This is a genomic window from Streptomyces sp. KL116D (genome assembly GCF_030766975.1).
Taxonomy (GTDB): domain Bacteria; phylum Actinomycetota; class Actinomycetes; order Streptomycetales; family Streptomycetaceae; genus Streptomyces; species Streptomyces longispororuber_A.
This window is the reverse complement of the sequence record NZ_JASERH010000017.1, coordinates 33,825-42,649: the sequence shown is the minus strand read 5'-3', so window position 1 is coordinate 42,649 and position 8,825 is coordinate 33,825. Positions and strand designations below refer to the sequence as shown.

The 8,825-nt window shown below is 70.5% G+C and carries 6 protein-coding genes and 2 pseudogenes; 1 reads left to right on the top strand and 7 read right to left on the bottom strand.

Annotated features, from left to right (window positions below):
* Window positions 1-171 precede the first annotated feature (171 nt).
* Window positions 172-252 (top strand): annotated as a pseudogene (gene pqqA / locus RBJ77_RS06190) (pyrroloquinoline quinone precursor peptide PqqA); the annotation flags it as partial.
* A 3,627-nt stretch (window positions 253-3,879) separates the two neighbouring features.
* Here the strand turns inward: pqqA and RBJ77_RS06185 are convergent.
* The 7 genes and pseudogenes from RBJ77_RS06185 to RBJ77_RS06155 all read right to left on the bottom strand — a co-directional run bounded on the left by RBJ77_RS06185 (window position 3,880) and on the right by RBJ77_RS06155 (window position 8,763).
* Window positions 3,880-5,031 (bottom strand): FAD-binding protein, encoded by a 1,152-nt coding sequence (locus tag RBJ77_RS06185; protein WP_372344038.1) that lies wholly within the window; start codon window positions 5,029-5,031, stop codon window positions 3,880-3,882.
* A 218-nt stretch (window positions 5,032-5,249) separates the two neighbouring features.
* Window positions 5,250-5,492 (bottom strand): MFS transporter, encoded by a 243-nt coding sequence (locus tag RBJ77_RS06180; protein ID WP_372344037.1) that lies wholly within the window; start codon window positions 5,490-5,492, stop codon window positions 5,250-5,252.
* The gene (locus tag RBJ77_RS06175; protein ID WP_372344036.1) at window positions 5,489-6,100 is read right to left on the bottom strand and encodes an MFS transporter; all 612 of its coding nucleotides are present in this window, start codon (window positions 6,098-6,100) and stop codon (window positions 5,489-5,491) included. Before RBJ77_RS06175 ends, RBJ77_RS06180 begins: the two co-directional genes overlap by 4 nt.
* Before the next feature lie 404 nt (window positions 6,101-6,504).
* Window positions 6,505-7,546 (bottom strand): annotated as a pseudogene (locus tag RBJ77_RS06170) (FAD-binding protein).
* A 64-nt stretch (window positions 7,547-7,610) separates the two neighbouring features.
* Window positions 7,611-8,108, bottom strand: coding sequence for an FAD-binding protein (locus tag RBJ77_RS06165; protein ID WP_372344035.1), 498 nt, complete (start codon window positions 8,106-8,108; stop codon window positions 7,611-7,613).
* Window positions 8,105-8,329: a hypothetical protein gene (locus tag RBJ77_RS06160; protein WP_372344034.1), complete on the bottom strand. Its 225-nt coding sequence runs from the start codon at window positions 8,327-8,329 to the stop codon at window positions 8,105-8,107. Before RBJ77_RS06160 ends, RBJ77_RS06165 begins: the two co-directional genes overlap by 4 nt.
* A gap of 8 nt (window positions 8,330-8,337) precedes the next feature.
* The gene (locus tag RBJ77_RS06155; RefSeq protein WP_372344033.1) at window positions 8,338-8,763 is read right to left on the bottom strand and encodes a hypothetical protein; all 426 of its coding nucleotides are present in this window, start codon (window positions 8,761-8,763) and stop codon (window positions 8,338-8,340) included.
* Window positions 8,764-8,825 lie beyond the last annotated feature (62 nt).

Genomic DNA, 8,825 nt, shown 5'->3' with positions numbered 1-8,825 from the left:
GCATCGAGTCGGGCCATGGGCAAGGCGCTCTTCTGCAAGTAGGTCTCCGGCGGATATCCCGAACGCCGGCAAAGCCGCCCCGGCCGGGACGGCATCCTCCTCATCCGGGCGCGAAAGGCGGTCACTCATGCAGGACCACACCTCCCAAAGCCTCAGAGCCAGCTGGCCGAGACTCCCGGCTGGCAGACGCCCGACTTCACCATCGTCGACACGGCGATGGAGATCACCGCCTACGCCCTGAGCACGAAGTAGGCATTACGCCGTGCTGCTGCGCATCCTCGGAACAGCAGCAGGCGGCGGTTCGCCTCAGTGGAACTGTGTGCCCTGCTGCAGCGGGGCACGCCGCTTCCCCTCCTGCCGACGCCTGCACGACGGCTCGCCATCCATGGCGCCCGCCCTGACGAGGGTTCCTGGTCAACGCCACCCGACATCGCCGAACAACTCGAATCACACACCAGCCTGCGGCCCGCGGCCGGACACGACCGCACCTGCGATCCACGTCGTACTTCACTGACGCCGAGCTCGACCACACCCTTGGGCCTGCTGCGCTGCGCGAGGCGGCCCGCATCGAAGTGTGTGGTGCACCCAGCCGGTGCGCGCCGCGCTGGACGGACGCCTCTCACCTCTCCGACGTTCTCCTCCCCACACCGAGCTGATCTGGCACGATCTGCCCTCCGCCGGCGCACACCCACACGCATCGCCGGATCTCCGACGTCGACGCCGTCGAGTTGTCCGCCAAACGCCCCCGCATGCCGCGCAGAACCCCCGCACCCCGCCTGGAGCGTGGCCCCTGCGGGTGCATGATCCCGACAGCGGCGGCCGTCTCCTGTACGCGCCGGCGGTGGCCGCCTGAGCGACCGCCTGGGGCAGAGCTGGCGGCATCGGACTGCGCCCTGCTCGATGGCACCTTTCTCGACGACCTCACGAGCCGCGGCGCACCGGAATCTCCGCGCACGGCCACGGGCATGGGGACATTCGCCCATCCTGGGGCCCGCTGGCACTCGCAGCGGTTGGGCCGGGTCCACCACGCGCATCTACTACACGCACGTGAACAACACCAACCCGCTGGTGGACCCGGACGCCGCGACAATAAGCAGCTGGCCGGATGCCGGCCTGGCCATCGCGCACGACAGGATGGTGGTAGAGCCAAGTGACGACAACCGATCTTCGCAACGCGGCCAGTACCGCGTCATCGGTCACGCCGATCCGGCGCCCTGGCATCCCGAGGAATTCCGGAGCAGCGGCTGCGCGGCCTGGCCGCAGCCGGTACCACGACCGCCACCCTTCAATCAGCGTGGCGCACGAGGGTGCCCCTGTCCCGCGGAGAACTGCGGATGTGGGTGGTAACCGCTTTTACTACCAGTGCAACATCCCGATCAATGCTCTGATCCTCAGCAAGTTGCAGGAGCACCGCTCACTGGCGTTCCGTGATCCGACGGATCCAGGACCTGACGGAATCACCGACGCGGACGGGGCATCGAACGTGGCTGCGGTTTGGCGAGGCCGTCGGTCCACCGCAGCGAACTCACTGATCACCGGCACCTGCTGCCCGGAATCCGGCTGGCGGTCGACGGCTACGTCAACTTCGCCGCAACCACAGCGCCCTTGAGGCTGTGGCCTCCTCGTCACCGAACTGTGCGCCCTCCATCATGCTGACCCGACTGACACCTTCCCTCAGCACTACCCCTGGGTCACCGCTGAAGGACTGGCTACTTCGAGAGCCGCGTCCTGCAAGGACGACGTGCGACGGCAGCGAAGCCCCGCCTGGATCAAAGAGCGGGCCAGGACACGCACCCTTCAGAACCAGGCTCTGGCAGCGCTGTCGTTCAAATGCGACGTGCTGTGGACCCTCCTCGACAGCATCCAGCAGCCACTTCGGAAGCAGCCGCGATGGCCACCGCCCGCCCCGCCCTGCCTCCCGGCGGGCCTGCTGCGCACGGACGCGGGCTCCGTGGGCAGCAGTGGTACTGCTCCTGCCCGAGCGCGTCGTGGTCCTGCACGGCTGGCCCGGCGCGTACTGAGCTTCGTGCGACGACAACACACCGTCGACGACATCACGACACAGCCGCACTAGCAGTGGGCCCGGGGCGCTCGTGCCGAGGACATCGCACACTTCCCCACCCTGCCTCACGCAGGATGCCCCGTACGACCACGCCCGCCTCGCCCCTTGGGCCCTGCTCTGCCGGTGAACTCACCCATGCTCTCGCCCCCTGCACTGCGGCTACTGCTCCAACCCCCTTGAACTGACGCGTCGTTCGACCGAACTGTCTCACCCAACGATAGCCGGAGGTCTTCGCCAGGCGGCCGCCATGGGCGTGCTGCACACCCACCTCTCCGGCGGCGAACCGCTACCGCGCGAGGTGACCTGACGCCCTCACTCCGAGCCGCGGTCGACGCAGGCCTGTACAATCCAGCTGGTCACCAGCGGTGTCGGCCTTCGACCAGCCGGCCTGGACAACCTCGTCGACGCGGGCCTGCACAGTGCTCTTCAACTGTCCGTGCAGCACGCCGATCCGCTCCCGGTCCGACACCATCGCCGCCGCGCACCTCCTTCCGGAACAAGTGAGGCCGCCGCCCATTCGTCAAGCAGCGTCGGCTTTTCACTGAATCTAATCGTCAACTGCACCGGCACAACCTCGACGCCCTCGACGATCTCCTGCACCTCGCCGTGGCCTGGCAAGCGACTGATCGAACTGGCGAACACCCAGTTCTACGGATGGGGTCTCCTCACCGCGCCGCCCTCATGCCGTCCCGCGAAGCAACTGGCAGATGCCGCCGCAACGGTCGCTCGCTGGCCGATTAGCGCACTTCCGACGTCGAGCTCGACATCACCTGTCGAGCCCATCACTTCGCACCGGAGGTCTTGCCCTATGGAGGTTGGTGGTGCCTCCCTCACCGTCACACCTGACGGCACGGTCCTGCCCTGTCCGGCCGCCGCATCCATCCCCGGCCCGACGCCCCAACGTGCTGGAGCACCCGCTGCCGTGGATCTGAACGAGTCCCCGGCCTTCTCAACCGCTACCGAGGCACCGACTGGATGCCCTCCCCTGCCGAGACTGTGCGCACAGGGAACGAGGGACTTCGGCGGCTGCCGCTGCCAGGCGTTCGCCTCGCCGGCGACGCTCACGCACGGATCCCGCATGTTCGCCCCCGATCACGACGTGATCGCCCGCTGGCCTCCGCAGATTCTCCTCCGCCGAAGTCGTCCGGCGCCGCCCACGCCGGTCGACCTCGACCGTCGGAGGCTGAGAGGCCGCGCACGTCCGGAGAAGCCCCGCGTCACCGTAATCGAGGGCGCCTACGGGCCACAGTCACTCCTGTGCCCTCTACGCCGGGAACGGGCCGCATGCCGCGCGGCCAGATAGCCGAACGTCAGGCCCGGAACCGACCTGGCAGCTCGCTCCCGGGTACTGGAAGCGCGCCATGGAGCCCGCGCGTCGCCGCCGCAGGCGTAGAGCCCGGGCACTGGCGAGCCCTGTTCGTCAAGCGACCCGGGCCCCGCGTCGGTGCGCAGGCCGAGTGCAGTGGCCAAAGGTGGGGACGACGGCAGGGCGTAGAAGGGCCCTTCGACCGGGCCGAGGTTGACGTTCGGCGGTGGGCCGGGTCGCCGTACTGGTGGCCGAAGGTGGGTTCCCTTTGCCGAACTCCTCATCGACGCCGGTGCGTGCCGCCCGGTTGCTGTCGACGACGGTGCGCTCCAGGCCGCTGTCCGCGTCGACGCCGATGGACGCTGCCAGGTCGCGCAGCGTACGGCCTGTGTGCAGTAGCCGGAGGCGAGGTGGCGCTTGAGGCGGAAGCGCGCGGTGTGTGCGGGTGGATCATGCCGGAGTCCGTACTTCGTGAGGGTGCGGGCATCGGTGATCAGCCAGGCCGGGATCGTTATGCCGACTTGTGCGCGTCGTACATCGCGCGCACGAAGCGGTGATGCAGACGGATCTGCCGACGAACCGGCGCCCCGCCGCGTCGACCGCGACGATGCCGGGTTTGGCCTGGTCCCAGATGCGGGAACACCGCGGTCGTTCCGTCTCTGCGGCGCCCCACGGAGCTGGGGAAACCACAGGGCGTTGTCGTCGCCGGCGTCGCCGAGGGTGCTGCCGACCGCGCGGGCGAGGGTGATCGAGTCGCCGGTGGCGCCCCGGCCGCGCGGGTGAACTGCCGGGCCGGCCTGGGGAGATGGGTGGCGCGCAGTTCGGGGCTGGCCGAGAAGCCGCCTCGCCGCCAGCACCGACCCTGCGCGCGGCGACCTGGACGGTGCGGCCCCGGTGCGGAGACGACGGCGCCGGTGACACGTCCCGCGTCGTCGGTGACGAGTTCGGTGGTGTCTGCGGTGAACCAGACGGCGCTGCGGCGGCGCAGGAGTTGGCGGTGAGGTGGGCGACCAGGGCGCTGCCCATGGCCGGCGGGTGCCGCGTGGCCAGCCCAGGACCCGGTCACGGGCCCAGCGGACACCGAGGCGCAGGGCGACGCCAGGCCGCGCGGCGAGCCGTGGAAGAGGGTGAGGAGTTGGTTGACCTCGGCGCGGCGCACCATCAGCGTGCCTCTGGAACAGGGCGAACTCGGGACCGGGCGGCGGATGCGGCCGAAGCGAGTTATCCCAGTTCGCGCCGTCGAAGGTGCGGGGTTCGAGGGCGCGGCCGATGCCGTAGCCAGGGAGTTCGGGGTGGTAGTCGACGACCGTCGCGGAGGCCAGAAGCCCACGCCGAGCTTGTTCTCCAGGTAGTCGAGCATCCGGGGCCGGGCGAGGTAGCTCTCGCGCAGGGCGCGCGGCGCACGATCACCGATCAGTGCCGAGGTAGCTGCGGGCTGCTCGGTGTCGGCCGCGGGATCCGGCTGGTGGCGGTGGCCTGGGATCCAGGCGGTACCGGCCGAGTAGGCGGTGGCGCTGCCGAGCCACTCGGTCTTCTCCAGGACGAGCACGTCGAGGCCCTCCTGGCGGCGACGGCCGCCGCGCTGAGTCCACCTGCTCCAGAGCCGAGGACGAGGAGGTCGACCGTGGTCCCAGTGATCGGTGTGGTCGGTGTCGTCGGTCATGATGCGGTCTGCCTTTCCTGATGCGGGGCGGTCGAGGTGGCGAGGCGGCCGCGTCGCGGCCGGTACCGAGGTCCTGAAGCGGAACACGCAGGTCTCCCTGCGCCCACGCGGCGGCCGCGGACACCAGGCACAGCACGGCGGTCAGCGTGGCTACCGGCAGCCAGCGTTGCCGGAGTCGTCGCCCATCAGAGCGGTACCGACAGTGGGCGCGAACCCCGCTACGAGCAGCGATTGGAGTCCGACGGCCATACCGTGTAGCGGACCCGGACGTCGAACATCTCGGTGAAGAAGGCGGGATAGATGCCGTTCGGCAGGGAGTAGCACAGGCTCGTGAGGGCGATGCCTGCCACGAAGATCAGGACGACGTGCCCGGTGGTGACGGCAGCGAAGTACGCGTAGATCATGGCGGCGCAGCCGAGGCAGCCCACGATGAACACCGGCCGCCGGCCGAACCGAGTCAACGAGCATCCCCGCGCCGGTCTGGGTGAACATCGCCACCACGTTCGCGACGATGGTGGCCCACAGCATGGTGGACCGTTCCAGGCCGACGCTGTCGGTGGCGTAGGCGAGGACGAACACCGAGACGATGGTGTTGGTCGTGGTGAACAGGGGCGCACGCGGCCAGCCGAAGACACATCCCGCCAGTGGTCCTTGACCAGCGTGACGAGCGGCAGCCCGCTCGTGCCTTCCTGTGTCGGGCCTCCTGAAACACCTCCGGCTCGGCGAGCGTGCGCCGCACGAAGTAGGCGAGCAGCAGCACCAGGACGCTGGACCAGAACGGTACGCGCCAGCCCCCACGAGTACAGTGCCTCGTCGGGCAGCTGATCGGGAGGAAGACCAGGCCGGCGAGGACGAATCCTGCGGCGATGCCGTTCATCGTCCAACTGCCGTAGGTCGCACGGCGGTTGTCGGGCGCCAGCTCGACGGTGAGGGCGCTGGCCCCGGCGGTCTCACCGCCCGCGGGAGACGCCTTGGGCGAGCCGCAGGACGACGGAGGAGGGCGGGTGCCAGGGCGCCTGCGGTGTCGTACGAGGGGATGCAGCCGATGGGTACGGTCGACAGGGCCCATGGTGACCAGGCAGGCGACCAGCACCCGTTTGCGGCCGACGCGGTCCCGAAGTGACCGAGGACGAGGGCGCCGACCGGGCGGGCGACGTAGGCGACGCCGAAGGTGGCGAAGGACAGCAGCGTGCCGCTCGTGCCCGTGTCGGCGAAGATCACGTGCGGGAAGACCAGGGCTGCGGCCGACGCGTAGATGAAGAAGTCGTAGTACCAGGGTGCCGCCGAGGAACGCGGCGGCCGCGGCTCGACGGCGCGTGGTGGTACGTCGTCATGGGAGGCTCCTTGAGCGCCCGGCCGGTGCAGGGCCCGGGCGCGAGGTGTGGCAACGACAGTGGTGCGCACATGCGCCGACAGGCGCGAGAAGAAGGGACGATGGGGCCGCCGTCCCGTGGCGGCCCCTGGACCACGTCGTCAGGCGACCGAGGCCAGGTGCTCGCCGACGGCGAAACCCCTGGTGATCGCGGAGCCGAGGGTGGCGCCGCCGCCCGGGTACGTCGTGGAAGACGGTCGCCGAGCAGTTCCTGCGGCGTACAGGCCGGGCAGGGGTGCGTCCTGGTGGTCGAGAACGCGTCCGTGGCCGTCGGTGCGCAGCCCACCCCGCGGTGCCGAGGACTCCGGCGTGGATCGGCACGGCGTAGTACGGACCCTTGTCCAGGGGCGCCAGGCGAGGGTTGGGGGGTGATCGCGGGGTCGCCGAGGTGGCGGTCGGTGACACTGGAGCCGCGGCCGAAGCAGTGATCGGTGCCGCGGCGCGCGCCCTCGTGAACTCGGCGACGGTCACAGCTAGTTGCTCGGCGTCGATGCCGCAGGACGCGGCCAGTTCGGCGAGGGTGTCGGCGTGCGTCATCCAGGGTTCGACGGTGCCGGGCGGCGATCCTGCGACGGCGTAGCGGTCTCGGTAGGCCTGGTCGAAGACGAGCCAGGCGGGGGCGTTGGCGTGACGCCCGGTTCGTGGATCGGTGGTGCCGAACACCCGGTTGAGTCGTGGTAGTTGGCGGCCTCGTTCACGAAGCGTTCGCCCGCCGCGTTGACCGCGAGGGAGCCGGGCAGCGTCAGCTCGACGTTGCCCATGCGGCCGGAAGCGGGCCCCGTCGTAGACCTGGGCGGGCGCGCAGATCACCGGGACGCCCCAGACGGCGGTCATGTCGGCGACCGACGCCCCGGCACGGAGGCCGAGCCGCAGCCCGTCGCCCTCGTTGGAGGGTGCGCTGATGGGGCGGACGGGGAACGGCAGGTAAGCCGCGCGCAGTCGCTCGTTCCACTCGAATCCGCCCGAGGCGAGGACCACCTGCCGGGCCCGCACGGCGCGGTCGGCGACGCCCACCGTCCACTCGTCCTCGGCGTGGTCGAGGATGTCACCGGCGCACCGGCCACGATCCGCACACCGCGCTCCAGAGCGGTGGCGACCAACGCGCCGACAAGGGCTCCCCCATGGTCCGCACCCCCGACTCAGCGCGTTCGGCGAGGAGATGAGGGTCGGCAGGGGGCACCCTGCAGCGCGTCGCGCTCGGCCATCGTCAGGAGCGGGAAGTACGTCGGCGGGCGCAGTGCCTCGGCCAGGCCGGGGCAGGTGGCCGTGTCGAAGGCGGCGTTGTCCAGAGCCGCGTCCAGTGGCGGCACCAGGCCACTCGGGGTGGTAGTCGGGGCGGGCGAGAGGCCGGTAGGCGACGCGGGTGTGCTCGTCGAGGTAGCGGACGGCGGCGCGGGAGGGTGCGCAGGTACCAGTCGATCTCGGTCTCGTCCATGCGGCCCTCGGTGCCGGCACGGAGATACGCGGCCGCGGTCTCGGCGCAGTCCACGTGTCCGGCCGCGCGCATCAGGTGGTTGTCCGGCGCCCACATCACGCCGCCGCCCGCGGCGCTGGTGCCGCCGAGCCGCTCCGCCTTCTCCAGGACCAGGGACCCGGTGGCCGGCGTGCGCGGCGCGTACCGCGGCGACCAGGCCGGCCGCCCAGAGCCGACGACCACGACGTCGTGGAACGCCTCGATCTCGTCGAGAGGAACGGTGACGGTCACGACGCGGCCTCCGTCAGGTCGACGGCGACCTTGCCGACGAGCTCGGTGCGCGAGCGCATCGTCTCGAAGGCGTCTGCGGCCTTGGCCAAGGGGAAGCGGTGGGTGACCAGGGCGCGCGCCTGCTCGGGGTGGCGAGAAAGCAACTCGGCCGCCTCGCCGATGAGTTCCTGACTGTTGCGCGAGCCGATGAGCTCGATGTCCTTCACCGGCAGGGTGCGCATCGACAGGGTCACCGGCCGGTCGGAAATGCCGACGGCGACGACGCGTCCGGCGGTGGCGACGGAGGCGGATCGCGCTGTCGAGCGAGCTGGGTTGGCCGGTCGCCTCGACGACGATCGCCGGACCGAAGCCGCCGGTGTTCCGGTCGAGCAGCGTGGCTGCCCGGCCGTCGGGAAACTCCCGTTCCAGGTCGACGTGGAGACGTGTCGGCTGCGCCGAACCGGCGGGCGAAGGCGACCCGCTCAGGTACGGTGTCGGCTGCCACGACGTGCACGCCGAGCGAGGTCAGGTACAGGGTGGCCAACAGGCCGATGGGTCCGCAGCCGAGCACGAGGGCGTGCTCACCGGCCTGCGGCCGGGACCGGTTCACGGCCTGCATGGCGATGCTCGTCGGCTCGCACAGCGAGGCCAGCTCCATGGGGAGGGTGTCCGGCACGGGAAGAGCTTGTGCACAGGGACGGTCACATACTCGGCGAGCGCACCCGGCACGTCGTAGCA